Source organism: Nitrosopumilus piranensis (genome assembly GCF_000875775.1).
GTDB lineage: Archaea > Thermoproteota > Nitrososphaeria > Nitrososphaerales > Nitrosopumilaceae > Nitrosopumilus > Nitrosopumilus piranensis.
This window is the reverse complement of record NZ_CP010868.1, coordinates 911,927-932,136: the sequence shown is the minus strand read 5'-3', so window position 1 is coordinate 932,136 and position 20,210 is coordinate 911,927. Positions and strand designations below refer to the sequence as shown.

Below are 20,210 nucleotides of genomic sequence, written 5' to 3'. Positions count from 1 at the left end.
TTTAGCCCTTTTGAATAATTTGAATCACGTCAATGTTAGAATTCTTAACGTCAAGACATCCTCTATTAGTTATCATTCTAGCGGTACTAGCAAAATATCTACTGTAATAATCACCTTGTTCAACATCATCAGTTCCAATTTCTTTTGATTCTGAATCCACACCGATCTCCTTTAACATACTACTAAATTTCTCAGGCCATGTCTGATAGACAAATGTATCTGGCTCTGTATCATGCATCAAGAATCATGAATCATACCCACAAATAAAGATATCAAGAAAAAATTTTCAGGGATCAATCCAATTAAATATTACAAAAGATTTGAGACTTTATCTATGCTAAAATTCCAAGACAAAGTCGCACTAGTTACAGGAAGCGGAACAGGTATTGGAAAAGCCATTGCAACAAAATTTGTAGAAAACGGGGCCAGTGTAATTATTCTTGGTAGAAGAAAGGAACCCCTACAAGAAGCAGCAACAGAACTTGAAGGAAAAATCCCACAAGGGGTAAATGCAACAGTCAAAATTTTTGCAGGTGTAGATGTTGCTGATGAAACAGCAATGAATGAAATGTTTGATACTCTAAAAAATGAAGGAACCAATGTAGATTACATAATTAATAATGCTGGAGTTTCAGGTCCAGTAACATGTTTTGCAAATGCGCCACTAGATGAATTCAAAAGTACAATTGGAATTCATTTAACAGGAACATTCTGGGGTTCAGTTCAAGCACTAAAAGTAATGAAAGAAGGAGGAAAAATAATAACAATTTCAACATTCTTTACAGAAGAGAGGCCACTAGAGCAAAGACCTTACAGATTTAGAAGTCCATACACTGCATCACAAGGTGCAAAGAACAGACTTGCCGAAGCAATGTCATGGGAGTTAACTGACAAAGGAATCATATCAATTGCAACAAATCCCGGACCTGTTCACTCGGACAGAATTTACAAAACAGTTTATCCAAAAGCAGCAGCAGAATTCATGAGAGTTAGTGGATTTGAAGACCTTAGTCCAGTTGAAGTTGAAGAAGCAAAAGATGACTTGTTAGAATGCATACTAGCAGATGGTGTAGACAAGGAAGGGATTGCAAAAACAGCAGAAAAACTAGCAAACGGCAGAGATGTTGCTAAGCTAACTGAGACATTTACAAAATTATTAGAACAAATTCAAAAGCTGGCAGGAAAGATTCAAAACAACACATCACACATGATTGCAGACCAAGAATTCCTAAAACAAACACAAGTTGCAGAATCAGTTCTCAATTTGTGTGATGATAAAATTGCAGAAATTCTAAACGGTAAAGTAATTCCAGGAGACAGAGTATTTTATCCAGTAAGACCACATATTGGAACTACAACACCAGGAGTTCATCAACCAGACTTTGCAGGAAAAGCAGTAATCTTTACAGTTGATGCAACTGACAAAGCAGATTCTGAAAGAGTTGAATTTTTGGCAGACCATGTTGAGAAAAATGGCGGCAAAGTTGCATGCTTTATTTCAAAAACCACTCCAACGGAGATTCAAGAACAAATTAGCGGAAAATTCCATTCACATGTAGTAGATATTACAAATCCTGAGGAAGTTGAAAGGTGGCTAAACACAGCCAAGACCAACATCGGAGAAGTTCTAGCTGTAATTCATACTACAGGAAAACTGCCAGAAGTTGGAAAATTAACAGAGTTAACAAGGGCAGGATGGGATGAACTTGTTGCAAAATTCATTGTAACTCCTGCAACAGTAGCACAAAGAGCACTAGAACAGTTTGTCCCAGGTGGAGGAAAAGACCCACGCCTTTACAAGGATGCAAAGGGAGCAATTATGATCATCGGTCCAGACTTGCCAGTTGGAAGAAAGACTACAGGAACGCAAAGAGCACAGGTAGAAGTTTTCAGAGGAGCATTAAGACCATTTACAACAACAGTCAATCAGGAATTAAGCGATGTATTAAAATCTAAAATCAGAATGTTTTCGGTTTTCCCAGGAACTGTAACAGGTGGAGAGCCAAATAATGAGAGAATTGCAGATGCAATTAATTTCCTTGTTTCAGATAGCGCTGCTTCATCAGCTGAAGTTACTTTCTGTGTTGATGAATCAAGATAAGAATGAAGAAATTTTCGGAATTCAGAGTAGGAGACACATTTCATTCTACATGTAGTATTTCAGACAAGGAATTAGAGGAATACCTGAATTTTTCTAGAGTAAGAAATGCATTCCTAGAAGACAAGCAAAAAGGAGAACAGCAAATAGTTTCAGGCAGAGCAATATTATCTAGAATGGAAGGGGAATTTTCAAGACTGAACCAGATTTATGGGAATCATATTGTATTTCTTGGAACAGATGGAGACCCAGAGTGGAAAAACAGAAACACAAGATTTCTCAAACCACTATACACAGACGAAGTACTGAAATTAAAATTTACGATTTCACAAGTTGAAGACATTGACGATGAGTTTGGAAAGATTGGGGTAGATTACGAAGGCACTGATAACAGTGGTGAACCTATCGTCCTATCAAAGAAAAACATCTATAGAATTAAAAAAGAGCCTCCAAGATAAATTAAGATAGATTAGTTATTCAACAAAAACTTCTTCTAGTACACTAGCCTGAATATTTGCCGGATTTTTTGCATGTAGTTGTGTTACATATGTTCTGCAAGAGTTTTCAGGAATATCTTTGCTGGTACCTACCTGAACTGCCTCAATTTCAGATTTTACAAGAATCTTTGCCTTGTCAATTCTCTTATCTCCTGCACATGCGTTGAATTTTACATCATACTTTCCTTGCCCGATATCTGTCTTTGAGATGATTTTAATTGATGTGGCGTATGACAGTTTTGCTCTCTCCTCTTTTAGGGTTTGATTGAGTTCCATAAATCGCTCATTGAGTTTGTCTACTCTATCTTCTCCTTGATAATTCCATATAGGATCTTGGTAGAGTTTTACACATGTATTGATAAATGTAATGTGATCATATTTTGCAACAAACTGTATTTTTCCAACATTTTTGTATGCTTGGTACAATACAGAGCACTGATTGATTCTAGGTTTTGTGACAATAACATCATCAGATGTAATAATCGGATCTAGGACCTTGCCTTTTTCAACCTTGTCTAAAAATATAATATTATTATTAATTAGGAACTGCATAGAGTCCAAGAATTCTTGCTCAGAGATAGAACCCTCACCATACCATAGTGCAGTGTTTTTTATCCATGAAGGAACAAGGGATTCAGCAGAAACAGAATAAAATCCAACTCCAACAAACATCAGAACTGGAATCAATAACAATAATTTACGATTCAATGGCATCCATTATTTTGGGAATTGTTTGTATAAAAAGATGATTTTGAGAAAAAACAATTCAATCACACAGTATGAAAGTTGAAACATTAGATTCAATTGCGTTGGATAAAAAATTCCTAATGAAATACCTAGGAGTCTTTTTTATCGAGGCCGATGTTTTTTAGGAATTTGTTTGTCTCGTTTAAAGCATGTTTTTTGATTTTTAGTCTGTCTTCTGTTTTGATAGATTTTGATGCTAAATGGAGCATCTCATCCATTAGGTGTATTCCACCTCTGGCTCCTTTTTTTAGACCTAACTGATACAAAAGTGGCAGTTTTGATATGTCTGAAGTGATTTCCATCTTGATTTCAGGCACATTCAAAGATTTTTTGTCAGGAGATTCAATCTCGGTGAATTTATCAACTACTTTAGATAGTAAAAATTCCAGATTTTGACTCAAATTACGCTCAAGTTTGGTGTTTTTTTCTTTTCTTGCCATCATTACAATTCTTTTAATTTTTAAAAGTGCCTGATTTGCTTCCACAGACTCAAAGTCACTTGCAGAAAGATCCAATCCAAAGTCTTGCATAAAAGCAGATGCAATGTATGATATTGCCTCTTTTCTACACGATGCCTTTGTTGTTCCAAAAGGACAATTATCGCAATTTGTTGTAAAGTATCTTGTTCCACGTTGACCAAAACTTGAAAGTATAATCTTATCTTGATCTCGTAGCTTACTAATTGTTCGGGATACAAGTCCTTCATCAAGCAATAATGCTTGAGATATTTCTTGATTGGAATAAGATCCTTCATCAATTAAATCCAATATCTCTTCTTCTAACTCACCAGGAGAACGTCTTGATGGTTCTTCAATTGCATCAGCTAAATAATGTGAAACAAGTTTATCGCCAGATTTGTGATTAATAGTGAATATTTTTCCATCATAAGTTGCATCCAATCCAGATAATGTCTCAGTCTTGATAATTTTTGCAAGAACTTTGTCCAAGTTCTTTATCTTAAAGTCTTTCAAAAGGTCATTCAAATTTTGTTTTGAGATTTTTGTTTTGCCAGTTGCAAAAACATGATACAGTGCCCAACGAACCTTACGTTCATCACTTCTTTCAATTAATCGTAATAATTTGCAAAAGCTATCTATTCTTTCCCACTTTATATCAACAATTTCATCGGGAGTGTTTTTTACAAAAAGCGTTCGATCCAAATTCTTTATAAATTCATTAAATTGTTTTGAAATTTCAGATTTTTTAAGTTTGGAAGCTTTCTTTATTTTTGTGCTTTTTGGGATTAGTTCTAAAAAATCATCTTTTATGACTGCGTTTGTATCCCTTAGAGATTTTGTTTCATATCGTAAAAATTCAAAAAACCCTATTGTGTTATCAAGAATTGAAGATGGGGTAAATACTCGTAATCCATTAAGTTCTGGATTAGATAATCCCATGAGAGAATAAAGCTACTTGACTATTTATGCCTATTAAGACAGCTAATTGATCAATTTTGAATCATAACAGATAGTTCAACAACAATCAAGTACCAACATGAAATTCATATCAAGAATCAAGATAAAATCACACAATCTTTGAAAAGTAGGCATTCAAAGAATTTTCAAATTGTTTGTTGAGTTTTTGAAGATGTGTAAAATCTACAGATAGAGAGTTTTCATCAAACCAAGGATCAGACAAGTAGAGACTTCGATTCATCTCAACTTGAATCCAAGGAATGGGATTGTTCCCATATGTTTTAGTGATGTGTCCTCCATGGAATGGATCATTTAATGAAATATCTTTCCTGTCAATAGAGTAATATTCAGAGATACAATCAGCAAGCAATTCAATCATCTCGTTAGAAGATGTAGAGCCATCTTGATTTGAGAGGCAAAACAATGGTCTTTTCTTGTCTTTTCCATCAGGAGAAATACCAGGAGCAGTTGATGCCATAGAATGGCAATCAAGACATAGTTGTAAATCAAGTTCTGTAAAGCTTTTTTGAATTGCCCTATGGTAGGGTAGGTAATACAATTCAATTAACAGAGTTCTAAGAGATTCATCAGGTTCTTTTCCTACGATATAGATTGGTTTTTCATAACACGTTGAGCTCTTAATTAACCCATCAGGGTTGTTTGGAGGCATGTCCTGTAGTGAACGATTGAGATCAACAAATGTCCTTGCAATGTCTGTTTTTATTACACGCTGAACTTTATCTTGCAAGTCATACATTTCAATTACAAAAGGATCAGAATCATCAAACAAGTCCTTATTGGTAATTGACAGGTGTCCCTCAAGTTCTGCAGGTTTTTTCAATCCCCCATGTGGAATTGATAGTAAGACAGGAAGTTTATTCAATCTAATCCTTCTGCTGTTCCATCACGCCTGACTTCAGCTACTCCTTGAAAACCGTTTTTAGTTTGCATTTTCATGGCTGCATGAATAGCACCATGGTAAAATGAGTATCTCTCCTTGACTGAGATTTCATATCCCATTTCTTTGAGAAAATCAACTACTTCTTTACGAAATCCACCATCCTCAATGCTAACAGTTCCACCAATAGAGCAATGAAAGCGTGGTCTGATAATTGCATCACTCATTGGCAAATTGCCATCAATAATTCTTGATAGAAATTGTGTCACTGTAGAAAATATTCTCTGGCTACCAGGACTTCCAACTACCATCCAAAGTTTAGAATCATTAAAAATTAATGCCGGAGAAACAGATGTCCAAGGAATTGCGTTTGGGCGTATATAGTAAGGATGGTTTGGATTTGTAAATTCAAATGCAGACATGTAATTATTGTACAAAAATCCTAAACCGTCAGCTGCAGCTTTTGAGCCATATGCAAGCTCTACTGACTGAGTAATACCAACAGCATTTCCTTCTGCATCCATTGTGGATAGGTGGGTAGTATCTTCTCCGCCAAATTCAGGATCAATCATAGGCAGGGTCGCATCCATAGAGTTGTGAATTGACTCTGCCATCTGTTTTGCAAAAGAGCGCTGGAGGTGGAACTTGTCTGTGATTTGGTCATAAGTATGACGATTAAATGGGCGTTGCAATCGATGCAAGAATGCCTTTCTAAATGTCTCGGCAACAAAGTGATATGAACTAGGTTTTGAGCTACGCAAGAATTTTGATGGTAAGTGATTAAGCATCATGAGTGTAAGCAGTAGTGTTCTTCCAGCTGCAGGTGGAGGCAAAGTTGAAACTGTAACATGTCGATATTTTCTGCTTAAGGGTTTTCGTATAATTGGTTCAGGCATATAGGACAAATCTTCTTCTCGTATCAATCCTCTATTTTCTTCCATGTCTTTTGCAATTGCTTTTGCAATTGAGCCATGGTAAAAAACACTGTACCCGTATTCTGAAATTACTTCAAGAGTATAAGCTAGATCAGGTTGAATGAATGTATCTCCAACATCATATGGAACAACACCATCTTTGAGAAAATATTTTGCCCCAGATTTTGATTTTATTGAAAGAAAGTTTTTCAATTCTCTTTCTTGCAAATCATGTTGTAGTTTGGTAATTTTGTAACCTTTTTTTGCAATTCTAATAGAAGGAGCAACTATCTTTTGCCATTCTAATTTACCATATCTATCATGCAAAAATCCAATTGTAGCTAAAGTGCTTGGAATAGTAGTAGCTCTGTATCCTAAACGTCGATGTCTTTTTTTTCTAAATCTAGATGAATGAGCAAGGGATGGAGCACGGCTAGAACCATCAATGGCATGTGATTTTCCATTATATTGAATAATTGCCATAGATTGTCCTCCAATTCCAGATGCTTGAGGTTCACAAACACCTAATGCTAGTGCAGTAGCACATGCAGCATCAATTGCATTGCCACCTTTTTTGAGCATCTCAATTCCAGCCTTTGTAGCATCAGGAAATGCTGATGCAACCATTCCCTTTTTGCCAACGGCACATTTTTTGTTTGAAGTTGGTTTGAATGAGCTTTCTATTTGTCTAATATCCAATTTTTAATCTCCATATCATATTCCTGTAATGTCCTTGCCACAGTGAGGACATTTCTTGTTTTCTGTTTCACGTCTTCTCCTCAATTCCTCTGTAAATGCAGAGGCCATGATACCTGTAGGAATTGCATAAACTGCTATTCCAAGAATTGCAACACCTGCACCAATTATTTTTCCAGCCAAAGTGATTGGGTATACATCACCATAGCCAATGGTAGTCAAGGTGATCACTCCCCACCACATAGAAGTAGGAATACTAGAGAATACTTCAGGCTGAGCCTGATGTTCTGCATGATACATCAAGCTAGAAGCAAAAATCAAGACAATGAACAAGATAAAGAATGCTACAGCCAAATCACCTGCTTTTGACTTGAATACTTCGCCCAATGTTTGCATTGGTTCAGAATATCTTGCAAGTTTGAATAATCTGAATAATCTCAACAACCTGATGATTCTGATGAATCTTACATCTGTGACAATAAATGGCAAGAAGAATGGCAAAATTGCAGCTAAATCAACTAACATCATGGGAGAAAAAACTAATCGTAGTAATGCAAATTTTTTATTCTGATATTTTGGATTGAGTTTGCAAACAATTAGTCGTCCAGCATATTCTCCTGTAAAAACAATGATAGAAAAGACTTCAAAGGGGGTAAAGAAATAACCATATTCATCTAAAACAGATTCCTCAGTTTCAATAATCACTACAAGTACATTTACGGAAATTAAAGATATAATGAAAATCTGAAACCCCTTGGCTAATTTGTCATTAGTAGTACCTTCAAGAATTTCATAAGTTCTTTGAAGTATACTGCTAACCACTATACTTCACTACATCCACCGTTTCTTTTTGAAATATGCAATCATGGTAATAGAGATAATTCCCATCGCACCAAGCATTACAAAGTAACTTCCTTCCCATGCCAGTTCTGGTACATATGAAAAATTAGTACCATAAATTCCAGCTATGAATGTAATTGGAATGAATATGGACGCAATAATTGTAAGAGTCTTCATGACTTCATTCATTCTATTACTTACGCTAGACAGATATGTGTCAAGCATACCCCCAATCACATCACGTAACCCTTCAATAGAATCAGTTACTTGGATCACATGATTGTAAACATCACGAAGATAGGTTTTAGTATTTTCAGAAATGAAAATCGTATCTTCACGTATTAAAGAATCTACAATCTCTCTAGCAGGCCAGATTGATTTTCTTAGTGCTATCATTCTGCGCTTTAATGTTTGAATGGTCTGCATAGTTTCAGCAGTAGGGTTTTTCATTAATTCTTCCTCTATGTCTTCAGTGATGTCACCGACTTGTTCTATTACCAAAAAATAGCTGTCAACAATTGCATCAATTATCGCATATGCCAGATAATCACTCTTGAGTTTTCTAATAGATCCTGATTTGTCTTGCAATCGCTTACGAATTTGATCAAAGAAATCATCAGGAGTTTCTTGAAATGTCACAAGGTGATTTTCAGATATAATGATTGAGACTTGTTCTAATTCTAGCTTTCCAGTTTCATTGCTGTAATGAGGCATTTTTAGCATCACCAAAATATGATTATCAGATACTTCAATTGATGGCCTTAATTCAGTGTTCATTATGTTTGATTGGTGGAGTGGATGAAGATCAAAACTATCTCCAAATGTTTTTATGATTTTTGGGTCATGAATTCCAATAATATCAATCCAAGAAACATTTTGTTTGTTTTTAGACTCTAAACATTGCTCAATAGAAGCATTTTGTACTTGATTGATGTTTTCAGCATCATATTCAATTAGGTTGATTGTAACATGATCTACCTTTTTTTCTCCTACATGAATTAAGGCTCCAGGGCGTTGACCGATTGTATCAGATAGGGTAGTTTTTTGAGTTTTAGTCATGTTCATAATTCGTTTAATCCCAGTGATGTCTTGCAATCCAATGTCTTTTGTGAGTTCTTTTACTTTTGATGTCTTACTTGCAATTCCTACAATGATGAATCCTGCAATTATTGAAAAAATAATGCTAACAAACAGCGGGGTGAAATCACCAACAAGTGCAGACTCGTAGATTGCTGCGACATCTGTTTGGGAACCAGGGGTTACCACTAAACCAATAATTGCATCAAGTAAGAAGAAGAGAAATGAGATAGAAGCGCCAATAATTATTGCAGTAATTGTAGTAATTTTTGGTGGAACTTCAATGTCTTTTTCATCTTTGTATGGCGAGAGATATTTTTTGTATCTAATTATTACTAGTGCAATAACTGTAATGATGATTGTGGAGATTATCCACCAAGCAACAAATAAGACTCCTTCTTGAGAATTTATTTTTTCTACACCATATATGAGATCCTGAACGTTGCCGGTAAGAGGCAATGAAAGTAGAGATGTTGCAATTCCAATTACAATTTGATACAAAAATGCAAAAGTAAAGCCGTAAATGAGTCGATTAACAATTATTCCAAATTTATCTTTCAATGGTTATTCCCTTCCTAGTTACCATATTTGCCATATGAATGGAGATAGGTCTATTTTTTCCAATGTACCCAATTCTCATTTTTCACTGCATTTGTAAAGAATTGAGGTCAATAACGCAGAACGCTCAACGATGCTATCATGAATTATGTATTCTTTGGCAGAGCGGTATTTGTGCCCAAGTGGACCAAATCCATCAAGTGCTGGAAGTCTGGAAGGTACATTACTAATATCAGAGGACATTATTTGTTGATGTCTCTTTATTTTGATTTCATGCTTTTTAGCTAAATCTTCTACCATCTCATAGAATTTTTTGTCAGACTTTTCTTCAATTACGGGCGGTCGAGTTTGTATTTGGTTAATTTCAGCTTCAAGTTTTATTTGTCCAGTTTCACGTTTTTTCATAATGGAACGTATTTTTGAATCAAGTGTAGCTCCTAGTTGACTAGTTTTGTAGCTGCATATCAATGAAAGTGATGCATAGTTAGGAGTATGACCATGCGTTCCTTGTGCCACAACCGAGGTGGTTCTTATGCGATAATCTTTTTCATCTTTTGATAGTTTTTCAATTGCAGAAATTTTTTTGCCTAACATTGGGATTATACCATGCACATCATCAGCCGTTTCATTTGAAGTAAAACGGATTTGGTAATCGGTTCTCCCATAACACGTTGTAATTATTCCACCATCTTTGCTGGCAGATTTTAATCCCAAGATATACTTTGATTTTTTAGAATATTGTTGAACTAGTTTTTTGCTAAATTTACCACCAAGACTGTCATCAGTTGTAAGCAATACAGCACATTTTACTTTACGAAGGCGTTTTGCAAAGCGTAGTGCATGTAATGCACCCAACATTACGGTTAGGCCGCCCTTGCTTTCAGCAATTCCTGAGCCATGTATTCTATCACCATCTTCATAGTACGATATCAAGTCATTAGGGCCGTAATGAGTATCTAAATGGGAAATGATCAAGACGTCACTTTTTTGGTCATTATGATTCTTAAAAAAACGAATATCTCCAATGTCGGTCTGATTATGGATGTGTTCGCTGAATCCTAAATGTTTAAGTCGCTTAGAAAGTATGCTTCCTAGTTTATTTACATGCTCAATATTATACACATGAGTATTCAGATTGACAAAATCCCTAAGTGTCTCCTTAAAACTGTGTAAATGACTTCTAAGATATGTACGTGCTATTACACGCAAGGGTTGAGTCATGTCAGGATCATCATCTAGCACCTGATGCAATGAACCAAAGTATCGCATTACTGCCACATCAAGAATTTTGTTAATCATTGATTCATAAGTATATCCAGCAGTCTTTGCAGCATAATACAGAGATCCTCCCACTCCCAAACTTGCCATGGAGTTTAACTCTAGAATGTAGAGATTCTCATCTTTATCCATTCTAAAATCAACTCTGCTGTAATCATTTAGTCCCAAAGAAGTGAATGCGTTGATACACATCTGTTTCATCTCTTCTGTTTTTTCTTTTGAGAGATTTGCAGGGCACGTTTTATCAACACCTCCCTTTTTCTTTTTGTCAGTTATGGTTTGGATTTGATCAGGGTTGTCTAGATTAATTTCAACTATGGGTAAAACCTCAATGTTTGGATTATTACCAATTAACCCAACGGCAAACTCTCGTCCAGAAATAAATTGTTCAACCAAAATGTCTTGTTGAAATTTTTCAATTTGTACTTTAACTGCAGCCCGAAGATCATCCCAATTATCAACAACTTCCATACCCATCGAAGTTGATTCCAATTTTGGTTTTACAATTACAGGAAAAACTAAATCATCAAATGTATCTTCAGGTGTTTTGAATACCCAAAATCCCGGGGTAGGGATATTATTTTTTTGCAGAACAATTTTTGTCATGACTTTGTCTTGAACAATTGCATGACCTGCAGGACCAGATCCAATGTATGGAATTCCAAGCATTTCCATCATCGCAGGAACATGTGTGTACCTGTTCTGACCTTGAATTCCATATGCCATGTTAAACACCATACCAGGAGTGTCCCCTGCAACTACTTTTGGCATAAATTCACGAAGCTCATCTGCCAAGTGAATATCTCCTTCAATGACCTTAACTGTATGACCGCCTTTTTCTAAAGCCCGTGCAACTCTTTCAACTGCTTTTTGACTATAGTGCTCTTTTGTAGTCATTCCAAAGACGTTGATAACATCTTGTGGATCAATTTTTGATTGATTGTAAATTAGTGATACTTTCATTATTTTTCTCGGAGATTATCATATTTATACAAGTGTCAGACCTGTGAAGATTTTTTCTGCGTCCAAATCTGATCATTTATTCCATGACATTTACAGTCAGGAGATTTGCCCTTACAGTTTTTTTGGTGTAAGGTTGCATCGCATTTGTTACAGTTTGGATCTCTCCAGCTTGCTTGGTTTCCACAATTAGGACATCGCATGTATTGACTAAGAACAAGGTGTATAAAAGAGAAAATGATTTTGAGTTGATTTTAAAATCAAACATCTAGTTGATTTCATTCTTAATCAGGTCAATTTATTTTCCAGTTAACAAGGACATATTTTTTTGATTTTACTTAAAATTTTAAAAAATACCCATAAACTGCATTAGTTGAGCCTGCAGTAATTGAGATTATTTTCCTAAAGTACTGTCTTGTGATGAGTCTTTTTGAATTTTTTTCTCGATATCATCAGTTTCTTTTTCTATCTTCTTTTCAATGCTATCAGTTTCCTCTTCTATCTTCTTTTCAAGATTTTTTTGATTCTTTTCTATTTTTTCAACATGTGTTTTTATTTTTTCATCAATCTGATCTTCAATTTGCTCTTCTAGTTTTTCTTCTATGGTAGGAATTAGTTTGCGTTTAATCAAGAATAATGTTCTAAGTATTACTTCAATTGCCACAATAATGATTACAAATTCAATTATTCTTGAGAGCAGTATTGGCAATCCGGATAATTTTGATTCTATTTCCTCAATTGAGAAAAAGTTTGATGTGTCAGTATAAAATGCGGCGCTGGTAAGGAATATACCCAACAATGCAAATGGAAGTAATTTTCCAACATCTTTAGCAAGATCTTCTTTGTAATAGGATGTGATTCGTGTGGCGCCAATTATGGAAATTGAAACAAGTACGACCACATCAATTGGCATGTCTTTTGCAAGGATAAACATGAAAAATGAGTAAACCAAAAACCAGACAAAAATAATTAAAGGAAATAAAAAGACATGTGCTGCAGCATATGCAGCTATTCTTGTAACAGATAATTTTCCATCTGTACCATATTTGTCATAGTCAATTGGAATAATCTCACGTCGTGAGATGAATCTGTAAAAGTGCCAGACAAATACAGCATAAACTGCCATACTAAGCATATACAAAGCTAGATCATACACACTTGAACCAGCAGCTAGATTTTTGGTAATTTGTTCAACATAGTCTTCAGGGGATTCTAGAGATAAAGTAAAATTTCCATAAAAATTTTCAATTTCAGTTTGAGAAACACTTTGTGCAAATGCATAATTTGTAGAAAGGAAGAACAAAAGGAGAAAAATAAAAAAGAATTTCATAAGTATTGAAGTTCCTCTTGCTTTTTGTATGTTCTTAAATTATTCATGCCTATAACACCAAATCATTTCATCTACTCAAAAGTTTAGCCATCAAAAATTTTGTGACATAAAATACATTCACGTTTATTTTTTAATCCAGGCATCTTTACTGATGCAGAGTGCTTACACGATTCTTGTTTTACTGTTCTGTATGACAAAGAGTTTTTCCTTTTTTGCTAAAATACAGTCATTTTAGAGTATTAATTGAGATATCATCAAACAGTTCTTCGGCATGTTTGATTATTTTTTTGTCATCTGCATCAGGTTCTGCTGCAATTAACACCAAGTTTTCACCTATTGGAACACTAATGATTAGTAATTTTGATCGTCTTGATGCAATATAGTCTATTGGGCCCAAAAGATCATCTAGTTCTTGTCTCATGTTAAAATCAAGCTGCATCTGCATATACAGCATCCTTAATCGTTCTTCAGTCAATAATGCAGTAACTCCTTTTTTGAATCCCCCTGCAACAAGATGTCCAAGCTCATTGATCACTCCAACATGTCTAATTTTTTCATCTTTTGAAAGTTCAGTACATGCCAAATCAAGTTTTTGGATATCTTTTGTAGATAACATCTTCATCATCTTCTAATCAAAAGGTCCATATCATTCCTTGGTATTCTACCCAATTCTTAGAACATTGAGGACAGTGTCCGACAGTATCAGATTGAGACCAAAAGATGAAACTACCATTTGATTCACAATAAGGACATTCCACGCCAATAAAGCTGTTATCGTTATTGTATAAATGATTTTTTTTCTTTTGAACATGTTTTTTAGAGATAGTTTTGAATTTTGAAGTTTGTTTCATGATAAGTGATTAGTAAATGTGTTTATCAATTAGATACAAATTGATAAAGATTTGTTCAAAGAGAACCAGTTGATTTCATTCTGAAGATAGTCAGCTGTGAAGATAAGAAACAAGAGACATTCACCATTTGCCCCTTCATTTTGAGATTAAAATCGTAATTCCTTTTTAGAATAGGCATCTTTTAGAATCAGAATAAACTCTTCAATAGTGCATTTTCTAATGGATTCTGGAATGTCATTGACATCTAGTTTTTCAATCTTCTTGGCTTTTCTTTTTACTATAAATTTGACAGGTCCAGGCAAGTCATCATCATATCGGGAATTGATAAAATTAACTATCTCTTGAATCGTGTCTTTATCCATGAAAATACAAATTTAATTTGTCCATATAACACATACATTACTCTTTTAGTTTGCTTTCTCTAAATACGTCTGAGCCATACCAGGAGTATCTGAAATAGTCAAGACACCATTCATGAAACATCGGATCATCAGAATAAAACATCTCGCTAATATCAGACTCTCCATCCAAAGTAGGAAACATCAAACATGCCTCTTTCTCATTTAGTACCACAACAGTCTGGACATTTTTTTCCATCTTCCTTTCAATTAATCCTTTTTCCATAAGCTCGTAAAAGCCCAATTTTTTTAGTAATGCCTTTCTGCCTTTTGGTACAACAGCGGACTCTGAGAAAACATAGTTGAACTTTATTCCTTTTTTGACTTTTTTTACTAGTGGTTCAATCAAGTCTAGTGGGACCTCAGATAAAATCTCATAGATGTATTCATCAGAATTTTTGTAGATTTGTTTCCACTGTTCTAAAACTTTTGAAACGCCTTTAACATACTGGGAGTTTGTTAGTTGTCCGCAACGCATTTGGAACTTGTGTGGAACATCACCAAGGGTATGCTCTTCAAAATATTTCCTGTTTTGAGATAAAAATACAAGTGAAGGTACCTGTGTGCATATTGTTTGCCCAAATGTAGTAAGTGTATATTTTCCATTAACCTTCTTTTTTATCAGACCCGATTTTTCTAGACGAAGAAAATTTCTGTGAACTTCTTGTTTTGTTGCATCAATCTCTTTTGCAAATGCAGTAGGAGTCAGTTCTTTGTTTAGCAAACTGATCAAAATATTTAATCTCTGAGAACTTGCAAGCTCTAACACATAATCTGCAGTTTCATCAATAAGATCTGCCATCATGGCTAGTCCTCAATACAAAATAAAAATGATTCCAGTTTACTCTATTACCTTGATCAGTTCTTTGAGTTTTCTTCTAGATTTTGGGGATTTTTTCTTGTCAGGATACCCAATACACAAGATAGATGAAGGTCTGAGATCAGTGCCCAAAATTTTCTTTACTTTTTCCTCATCAAACATGCCTATCCAAATTGTACTCAACCCAACCCCAGATGCTGCAAGTAATGAAAATGCTGCAGCAATAGTTGCATCTTGTAGGGAGAATTTTTCCAAAATATCAGGCGGAAATTTCAGATTTACTCTAGAAGGGTCTGTACAAAACACCAAAACGACAGGAGCATTTACGTATGGTTGCTTGTTTGCAGCCTCAACTAGTGCTTCTTTGGCAGACTTGTTTTTAACAAGAAACACCTGAAATCCTTGAAAATTACCAGCAGTTGGTGCAACATCAGCTGCAGATAAAATCTTGTCAATCTTCCAGTCCTCCACTTTTGTCTTATCAAATTTTCTAGTGGAACGTCTAGTTGCAAATACTCTAAACAAGTCAGTAGGGGAAAGATCTTGTCTGAGTTTTTCAGGTTCAGAGGACAATATGGCCTGAATCAATGACTGCTTTGATGTCTTTTTAGGAGCATCCTCTTTTTGTTTTGAATCATCTCGAATCCAGACAGAAGGATAGAATTCTTTAGTTCCAATGTAAACATATTGTGGTTCATGTGGAACTTTGGCAAATTCTAAAATCTGTTCTTGAATTTCAGAGGTATTGGCTTCAAGTAAATCATGATTGGTTAAGCTAAACTGGGTAACATCAGAGTTTATTCGAATAAAGCTGGTTTGGTCTTCTAGCTCAACTTCGCCAGTTTTATTTTGTTTTAATATCTCAACTAGTTTGGCGAGTTCTTCTTTGTTTAATATGACAACATCAGCATCATCTTCATCCACGCCTTGCCACACTAATCGGCATCCATCCTTTGAAGTGTAAGATGGTTCTACTGTACGAAATTTCATAGCTTTTTTCTGTGTTAGTTATTATAAAAAAGAAGTGTGTTGCTAGCCTAAGATTCCGCTAGCAACAAGATAGGCTCCTGCACCCATACCCATTACTGCACCAATACCCATGCAGATAAGATCGAATTTTACGATCTTTCTAAATGGAGCATGAACCATTTTATCCCAGTTTGAGATTTGCTGTGTTTTCATAATTGTGATTTGTACTAGTTGAAGATAGAGTATCGTAAGCTAATTAGCTGACCAAGGTATATGATCAAAGACAACGTATCCATACTATGCAAGAACAATGCTACCCTAGACAAGTACAAACCTGTGATTCTTTTCACAGGGTTCTTGCTGTATCAAAGGGGGATTATCATGTTTCAAAATAAGCAAAAATCACAATCTATACCACGCCACAAAAAAACTTACTATGGATTCATTGTACTAGCAGTGGTTTCAGTAGTAGTTTTTTCGCTGATATTATAGGAGGAATGTAAAATGAGAGTAGATTGTTGTAGAAAATGTGGGAAGGTACAGACTATAAAGCAAAAATGTTCTGTTTGTACAAATCCAATAAAGTTTGGTTGTGAAAAATGCAAGGTAGAGACTGATGAGCAAATTCACATGAAATGTAGATTAGCAGATATGAATTATAGACCAATATTTTCAGAGGTAGCATAATGGATTTGGGGCAAAAAAAGAATCTTCATTTTATAACATCAGATTTTAATACCATATTAAACAAAGAAATCAAATGAATTACGAAAATCTGTGTCAAAATATAATTGATTTTGATTCAAAAATAAGGTTTTGCGGTATCACAAATACAAAAAGCGAAATTGTTGCAAGCATTAATAGAGATTCAGAAGACAAAATGCTAAAAGACGACGAGATACAGATGTCAATTCATTATACTTTGGATAGATGGTCAAAGGCTACAAATCTTTCATATAGAATTGGAAATGAAAAATCAGCTACAATAGAATATGACAAAGTAACACTGATTACTATTCCAATTAGTGGAAGCGAGTTGTTGTTGATAAGCACAGAACCCAATGCAGAGTACGCGAAAATAATTGAGTATGCAACAAAGCAACTAAAAGAATAATCGTTATTGCTAAATGAAAACTAGAAACCATTTAAGTAGTTTCAAAATAGATCTATAGATAATGAAGAGCATCCTAATTCTTTCATCATTGCTAGTGATGTTTGTAATATCTCCAGCCTTTGCAGAAAATTATGAGGTAGACATTGTATCAGGTGCATATCAAAAAGAATGTCAGTTAGGAAACAAATGTTTAGAACCTCACACAATTACCATCATAGTAGAAGATAGCATAACTTGGATTAACAAAGACATATTTTCACATCAAATAGTTACCATTCAATCTGAAGACGATGAAAGAGTAGCAGGAAATTTTGATACTGGTCACATACCACCAGGTGAACAGGGGTCATTTACTTTCAGACTAAATGGAATATATCAATATCATGATCCAGAATATCCACACATTATTGGAACAGTTATTGTCAAAACAGGTCACACACAACCTGATTTTGATTGGACATTAGAATCAATATTATTTTCAAACATTGAAGGAAAAAACACAGCACCTACAACAAAACAACCACTATACATTACAAACAAGGTAGCAAATATTGGAGAAGGCAATCCTCCTGAAACAAATTTTGGTTTATCAATTTACAAAGGACCGGAGCTTGCATTTCAAGGATTTGAAAAATTGTCAGTAGGTCCTAAACAAAGTGATTATGCAACATACACATGGACTCCAAAAGAACCCGGAAAATACACATTCATATTCACATCAGATAGTTCTGATTACACTCTAGAAACAATCATGCAAAACAATATCGATTACAGAGAATTTTTCATATATGATGGCATAGCACCTCCAGCAATCCAAGAAAGATATGGTGTTTCTTTTGATATGATAACCTGTGAAAAAGGATTAGAGTTGGCAAAAAAGAAAACAACCGGTTCCCCAATATGTGCAAGTTCTACTACAATATCCAAATTGTTAGAAAGAGGCTTTTTGACGAATTAGATAATTAAAAAATCATTTTTTATCATTAAGTGATTTTACATAAGGTGGAAATGAATCATCAAGTAAAACCTCATTTCTAGAATAGTCAACATCGACTGCAATTATTATTGGTTTATCTGTAATTAATTTTGCTTCTTTCAAAACTTTTGAGAAATCCTGAGTAGATTTTACTTGAAATCCTTTGGCCCCAAAACTTTCTGCTATCTGAACAAAATTTGGGTTGCCAAATTCAGTAAAGACACTTTTACCAAATTCATGTTTTTGTTTAATAGAGATCAAATTGTAATCATTATCTACCCAAACAATAACAATTATTGGTAGTTTCAGTCGTACTGCAGTCTCTATTTCTTGTACATTCATTAAAAATCCACCATCTCCAGTCATTGCAACAATTGATTTTTTTGGAAAAACTAACTTTGCAGATATAGCGCCAGGTAGTGCAAATCCCATAGATGCAAAGCCATTAGGAATGATGCAAGTATTTGGTTCAAATGTTTGATAAATTTTTGCAATCCACAATTTGTGAGTTCCAACATCAGAAATCACAACATCATCAGGGTCAAAAGATTCACGTACACTAAAAATCAATTTTTCTGGTTTGATTGGATATGAATCATCATCATTGAAAGTGTTAATTCTCTCAATTACTTCTGCACGGATCTTTTTGAAAATTTCAGGACCGTTTTTGCGTGGGAAAGATGCAAGTGAAGGGTTTTCTAATTGCAATTTTTCAATTTCTTCTAAAATAGAATCCATGGCAGAGCCAATATCAGAATCAATTTCAACATCAGGTCGATAAAATGTATAAACCTCAGAGGGAGTAAAATCAATATGAATAATTTGCTTGTTTAGATCAGAGTTCCACATCTTTGGAGAGTATTCAACCAAATCATATCCTACTGAAATGATTACATCAGCCTCTAACACTGCTTTCAAAGCATGATCTGCATCTTTAATTCCAATTGTCTGAAGATGGGTCTCACAATCATCAGGAATAACTCCTTTTCCCATGAATGTGTTAATTGAAAAAATTTTTGTTTGCTCTACAAATTTTCTAATTTGTGCACTTTCATCTTCTCTAGCACATCCATTTCCTACAAACAAAAGAGGTTTTTTCGCATTCAAGATCATTGTTGCTGCTTTTTTTATTTGGTCATGGTTTGCCTTTGGTCTAAAAATATTCTGAAATCCAATTGGAGGGATATCTGACTTTCGCTTTGCAATATCTTGTGGAAGTTCAATGTGAGTTGCCCCAGGTTTTTCAGTAAGTGCAATCTTAAAGGCTCTTCGTACAATTTCTGGAATATTTTTTGCGTTTCGTATAGACCAGCTCCATTTTGTAATAGGTTCAAACATTTTTACAACATTGAGATTTTGATGAGATTCTTTATGCAAAAGATGAGAGTCAGTTTGGCCCGTAATTGCTAGTAATCTGGATCTATCCATATTCGCATTTGCAACACCTGTCACAAGATTAGTGGCACCAGGTCCAAGTGTAGCAAGGCAAACACCAACTCTGCCCGTCAATCTACCATATACATCTGCCATAAATGCAGCACCTTGTTCATGCCTAGTTAGAATGAATTTAATTTTTGATTTGGAGAGGGACATCATCAAATCAGCATTCTCTTCACCAGGAATTCCAAAGATGTATTCAACTCCCTCAGATTCCAGACACTTAACTAATAGATCAGAGGCCTTCATGTCAAATCATATTTTTGAATCTCAACATTTTAAGACAACTAGGAAGATTTACATCAAAGTAATTTTGGATAGAAGAATCATCAGAAAT

21 protein-coding genes are annotated in these 20,210 nt (G+C 34.8%); 5 read left to right on the top strand and 16 right to left on the bottom strand.

Features of this window, described 5'->3' with window-relative positions:
• Position 1 precedes the first annotated feature (1 nt).
• Positions 2-238: a hypothetical protein gene (locus tag NPIRD3C_RS05450; protein WP_148703193.1), complete on the bottom strand. Its 237-nt coding sequence runs from the start codon at positions 236-238 to the stop codon at positions 2-4.
• A 96-nt stretch (positions 239-334) separates the two neighbouring features.
• Here NPIRD3C_RS05450 and NPIRD3C_RS05445 point away from each other — a divergent pair, with 96 nt between their 5' ends.
• Together NPIRD3C_RS05445 and NPIRD3C_RS05440 are read left to right on the top strand one after the other, a co-directional pair.
• The gene (locus tag NPIRD3C_RS05445; protein WP_148703192.1) at positions 335-2,101 is read left to right on the top strand and encodes an SDR family NAD(P)-dependent oxidoreductase; all 1,767 of its coding nucleotides are present in this window, start codon (positions 335-337) and stop codon (positions 2,099-2,101) included.
• Positions 2,102-2,103: 2 nt separating this feature from the next.
• Positions 2,104-2,556, top strand: coding sequence for a hypothetical protein (locus tag NPIRD3C_RS05440; protein WP_148703191.1), 453 nt, complete (start codon positions 2,104-2,106; stop codon positions 2,554-2,556).
• Positions 2,557-2,571: 15 nt separating this feature from the next.
• Here NPIRD3C_RS05440 and NPIRD3C_RS05435 read toward each other — a convergent pair whose 3' ends face one another.
• From NPIRD3C_RS05435 to NPIRD3C_RS10625, 14 genes are all read right to left on the bottom strand, one after another.
• Positions 2,572-3,309, bottom strand: coding sequence for a plastocyanin (locus NPIRD3C_RS05435; protein WP_237087610.1), 738 nt, complete (start codon positions 3,307-3,309; stop codon positions 2,572-2,574).
• A gap of 122 nt (positions 3,310-3,431) precedes the next feature.
• Positions 3,432-4,739, bottom strand: a complete 1,308-nt coding sequence (locus NPIRD3C_RS05430; RefSeq protein ID WP_192827835.1) for a helix-turn-helix domain-containing protein — start codon at positions 4,737-4,739, stop codon at positions 3,432-3,434.
• A 127-nt stretch (positions 4,740-4,866) separates the two neighbouring features.
• Positions 4,867-5,640 (bottom strand): N-formylglutamate amidohydrolase, encoded by a 774-nt coding sequence (locus tag NPIRD3C_RS05425; RefSeq protein WP_148703190.1) that lies wholly within the window; start codon positions 5,638-5,640, stop codon positions 4,867-4,869.
• On the bottom strand, positions 5,637-7,268 hold the full coding sequence (gene ggt / locus NPIRD3C_RS05420) for a gamma-glutamyltransferase (RefSeq protein ID WP_148703189.1): 1,632 nt from the start codon (positions 7,266-7,268) through the stop codon (positions 5,637-5,639). Before ggt ends, NPIRD3C_RS05425 begins: the two co-directional genes overlap by 4 nt.
• Before the next feature lie 15 nt (positions 7,269-7,283).
• On the bottom strand, positions 7,284-8,087 hold the full coding sequence (locus NPIRD3C_RS05415; protein ID WP_148703188.1) for an ion transporter: 804 nt from the start codon (positions 8,085-8,087) through the stop codon (positions 7,284-7,286).
• Positions 8,088-8,096: 9 nt separating this feature from the next.
• Entirely contained in the window at positions 8,097-9,743 is a 1,647-nt protein-coding gene (gene corA / locus NPIRD3C_RS05410; RefSeq protein ID WP_148703187.1) for a magnesium/cobalt transporter CorA, read from the bottom strand.
• 75 nt (positions 9,744-9,818) lie between these two features.
• On the bottom strand, positions 9,819-11,981 hold the full coding sequence (locus tag NPIRD3C_RS05405; protein ID WP_148703186.1) for a M20/M25/M40 family metallo-hydrolase: 2,163 nt from the start codon (positions 11,979-11,981) through the stop codon (positions 9,819-9,821).
• 391 nt (positions 11,982-12,372) lie between these two features.
• Positions 12,373-13,281 (bottom strand): hypothetical protein, encoded by a 909-nt coding sequence (locus NPIRD3C_RS05400; RefSeq protein ID WP_148703185.1) that lies wholly within the window; start codon positions 13,279-13,281, stop codon positions 12,373-12,375.
• 253 nt (positions 13,282-13,534) lie between these two features.
• On the bottom strand, positions 13,535-13,924 hold the full coding sequence (locus NPIRD3C_RS05395; protein ID WP_237087609.1) for a DUF6659 family protein: 390 nt from the start codon (positions 13,922-13,924) through the stop codon (positions 13,535-13,537).
• Between the two features lie 16 nt (positions 13,925-13,940).
• On the bottom strand, positions 13,941-14,159 hold the full coding sequence (locus NPIRD3C_RS05390) for a hypothetical protein (protein ID WP_148703184.1): 219 nt from the start codon (positions 14,157-14,159) through the stop codon (positions 13,941-13,943).
• A 146-nt stretch (positions 14,160-14,305) separates the two neighbouring features.
• Entirely contained in the window at positions 14,306-14,521 is a 216-nt protein-coding gene (locus tag NPIRD3C_RS05385) for a hypothetical protein (RefSeq protein WP_148703183.1), read from the bottom strand.
• 37 nt (positions 14,522-14,558) lie between these two features.
• Positions 14,559-15,359 (bottom strand): helix-turn-helix transcriptional regulator, encoded by an 801-nt coding sequence (locus NPIRD3C_RS05380; RefSeq protein WP_148704139.1) that lies wholly within the window; start codon positions 15,357-15,359, stop codon positions 14,559-14,561.
• Positions 15,360-15,398: 39 nt separating this feature from the next.
• Positions 15,399-16,367: a nitroreductase family protein gene (locus NPIRD3C_RS05375; protein WP_148703182.1), complete on the bottom strand. Its 969-nt coding sequence runs from the start codon at positions 16,365-16,367 to the stop codon at positions 15,399-15,401.
• Positions 16,368-16,409: 42 nt separating this feature from the next.
• Positions 16,410-16,559 carry a hypothetical protein gene (locus NPIRD3C_RS10625; protein ID WP_182126891.1) on the bottom strand — a complete coding sequence of 50 codons (150 nt, stop codon included), beginning with the start codon at positions 16,557-16,559 and terminating at the stop codon, positions 16,410-16,412.
• Positions 16,560-16,850: 291 nt separating this feature from the next.
• On the opposite strand from NPIRD3C_RS10625, the gene NPIRD3C_RS05370 reads away from it, so the two are divergent.
• The 3 genes from NPIRD3C_RS05370 to NPIRD3C_RS05360 all read left to right on the top strand — a co-directional run bounded on the left by NPIRD3C_RS05370 (position 16,851) and on the right by NPIRD3C_RS05360 (position 18,418).
• Positions 16,851-17,033 carry a hypothetical protein gene (locus NPIRD3C_RS05370; RefSeq protein WP_148703181.1) on the top strand — a complete coding sequence of 61 codons (183 nt, stop codon included), beginning with the start codon at positions 16,851-16,853 and terminating at the stop codon, positions 17,031-17,033.
• Between the two features lie 73 nt (positions 17,034-17,106).
• Positions 17,107-17,460 carry a hypothetical protein gene (locus NPIRD3C_RS05365; RefSeq protein WP_148703180.1) on the top strand — a complete coding sequence of 118 codons (354 nt, stop codon included), beginning with the start codon at positions 17,107-17,109 and terminating at the stop codon, positions 17,458-17,460.
• A gap of 61 nt (positions 17,461-17,521) precedes the next feature.
• Positions 17,522-18,418 carry a CARDB domain-containing protein gene (locus NPIRD3C_RS05360; RefSeq protein WP_148703179.1) on the top strand — a complete coding sequence of 299 codons (897 nt, stop codon included), beginning with the start codon at positions 17,522-17,524 and terminating at the stop codon, positions 18,416-18,418.
• Positions 18,419-18,430: 12 nt separating this feature from the next.
• Here NPIRD3C_RS05360 and NPIRD3C_RS05355 read toward each other — a convergent pair whose 3' ends face one another.
• Positions 18,431-20,122 (bottom strand): acetolactate synthase large subunit, encoded by a 1,692-nt coding sequence (locus NPIRD3C_RS05355; protein ID WP_148703178.1) that lies wholly within the window; start codon positions 20,120-20,122, stop codon positions 18,431-18,433.
• Positions 20,123-20,210 lie beyond the last annotated feature (88 nt).

Coding starts and splice junctions, on each gene's coding strand:
- NPIRD3C_RS05385 (WP_148703183.1), bottom strand. CDS start 14,521: ATGGATAAAGACACGATTCAAGAGATAGTTAATTTTATCAATTCCCGA.
- NPIRD3C_RS05405 (WP_148703186.1), bottom strand. CDS start 11,981: ATGAAAGTATCACTAATTTACAATCAATCAAAAATTGATCCACAAGAT.
- NPIRD3C_RS05440 (WP_148703191.1), top strand. CDS start 2,104: ATGAAGAAATTTTCGGAATTCAGAGTAGGAGACACATTTCATTCTACA.
- NPIRD3C_RS05365 (WP_148703180.1), top strand. CDS start 17,107: ATGAATTACGAAAATCTGTGTCAAAATATAATTGATTTTGATTCAAAA.
- NPIRD3C_RS05370 (WP_148703181.1), top strand. CDS start 16,851: ATGAGAGTAGATTGTTGTAGAAAATGTGGGAAGGTACAGACTATAAAG.
- NPIRD3C_RS10625 (WP_182126891.1), bottom strand. CDS start 16,559: ATGAAAACACAGCAAATCTCAAACTGGGATAAAATGGTTCATGCTCCA.
- NPIRD3C_RS05445 (WP_148703192.1), top strand. CDS start 335: ATGCTAAAATTCCAAGACAAAGTCGCACTAGTTACAGGAAGCGGAACA.
- NPIRD3C_RS05390 (WP_148703184.1), bottom strand. CDS start 14,159: ATGAAACAAACTTCAAAATTCAAAACTATCTCTAAAAAACATGTTCAA.
- NPIRD3C_RS05435 (WP_237087610.1), bottom strand. CDS start 3,309: ATGCCATTGAATCGTAAATTATTGTTATTGATTCCAGTTCTGATGTTT.
- NPIRD3C_RS05380 (WP_148704139.1), bottom strand. CDS start 15,359: ATGGCAGATCTTATTGATGAAACTGCAGATTATGTGTTAGAGCTTGCA.
- NPIRD3C_RS05355 (WP_148703178.1), bottom strand. CDS start 20,122: ATGAAGGCCTCTGATCTATTAGTTAAGTGTCTGGAATCTGAGGGAGTT.
- NPIRD3C_RS05375 (WP_148703182.1), bottom strand. CDS start 16,367: ATGAAATTTCGTACAGTAGAACCATCTTACACTTCAAAGGATGGATGC.
- NPIRD3C_RS05360 (WP_148703179.1), top strand. CDS start 17,522: ATGAAGAGCATCCTAATTCTTTCATCATTGCTAGTGATGTTTGTAATA.
- NPIRD3C_RS05450 (WP_148703193.1), bottom strand. CDS start 238: ATGCATGATACAGAGCCAGATACATTTGTCTATCAGACATGGCCTGAG.
- NPIRD3C_RS05430 (WP_192827835.1), bottom strand. CDS start 4,739: ATGGGATTATCTAATCCAGAACTTAATGGATTACGAGTATTTACCCCA.
- NPIRD3C_RS05395 (WP_237087609.1), bottom strand. CDS start 13,924: ATGTTATCTACAAAAGATATCCAAAAACTTGATTTGGCATGTACTGAA.